The 1,381-nt window shown below is 32.3% G+C and carries 1 protein-coding gene; it reads right to left on the minus strand.

Annotated elements, in window-relative coordinates; all coding sequences use genetic code 11:
• Positions 1-332: 332 nt before the first annotated feature.
• Positions 333-1,124, minus strand: coding sequence for a lipid II flippase Amj family protein (locus tag ACFVSW_RS27895; protein ID WP_387319878.1), 792 nt, complete (start codon positions 1,122-1,124; stop codon positions 333-335).
• Between the last annotated feature and the right edge of the window lie 257 nt (positions 1,125-1,381).

The raw sequence follows: 1,381 nt of genomic DNA on the forward strand, positions 1-1,381 counted from the left end.
TTTTCACTCTCACTTTCTTTTATATAAATAATAACATAATTTTCAATCTATATATTTTAGTTTTAAATCAAGGTTTTCCTTCTTACACTAAACTGCCCGTTAGCTTAACAAGAAGCGTGATTTCCGAAGCGGTCCCCATTTTTTACTCTTGCACCCCTTAGCTTAAGTACAATTCTTCACAATAACATTTCGGAGATTTTGATTACTGATAAAAAAAGATTCATCATTGTGTAAGTCTTTTCTTCTTAATGCATCATTGTTAGTGTGTCCCAGTTATCAGATCACCAATAAAATAGCCCCAAGTGATAATAATAAAGCAGAACTTCTAAACTTTATGTATAGAAGAAGGCAATAATTCGAGCAGCGGGATAAATTAGAAATTGTCCCAGAAGTGTTCCAATAAGTTTTGTTCCTATTAACATAATTACAAGGGCTTTAACATCTCCATACGGTCGTTTACCCCTAAGTGCTTGATCAGTTATAATCGCAGATTGGGGATCAACCAACAGAGTTAATAAAATGGTTGCTATACCGTTTATCATTCCAGATGAAGCTGACGCAGCCAAACGAAATTTTTCGTCCACAAAGAATGCTGCATAATAAGCAGCAATTACTCCAATGGTATATATGGCTGTAATGATCGTATTAAGAATTAAAAATCTTTTTGGAATTTCTCGAAATCTTAAACTTAACATCATATTTTTTCTTGGGCTAGTAGTACTTTTAACTATTCTTTTTATGTTATTAATACTCAATGCTTCTACTATGATAGAAGGGACTGATCCTCTTACTTCAAGCTTATCTACAGCTTTTGAAAATAACCTTAAAAAGGTGGGGATTAACACAATTCCTACAATAGTACCTATAGTGGCAGATAAAATTACAAGTCTAATATCGGATAAAGGATCTTGATGTTTTAATATACTAATTCCAATTAATCCACCAACTAAAGGAGCTTGGAACATATTTGCTGTCCTAGATACTAAAACAAAAATATTAAATAAAGATATAGAAAGTGCGAATTTCCCGTTTTTTACAGAGTTAAGTCGGACTGAATATGCCAATGTGTCAATTAAATGTACTATTAATGTCAAAAATGTTAATTCAAGCAAATGCATTGTCATATCGAATGCCCTCATCTATTCTAATAATTCACCACTATATTATAAAAAATTTTTACATTTCATAGACAAATTATTTATCTACTTAAATTTTTGGGTTGCACTTTTACCTTGTTAAACATTTTCAAAGTTAGAGTACAAAACCTAGCTTTTTTTATTAACCTGCCCGTTAGCCATCCATGAAGCGCAAAAATCAGCGCTTCACCACAGAGAATGAAAATGGGTTAAAACCGTCAATACTGATTCTACGGCTGGGAGAG

The sequence above is a fragment of the Neobacillus sp. NPDC058068 genome (assembly GCF_042885335.1).
Taxonomy (GTDB): domain Bacteria; phylum Bacillota; class Bacilli; order Bacillales; family Cytobacillaceae; genus Neobacillus.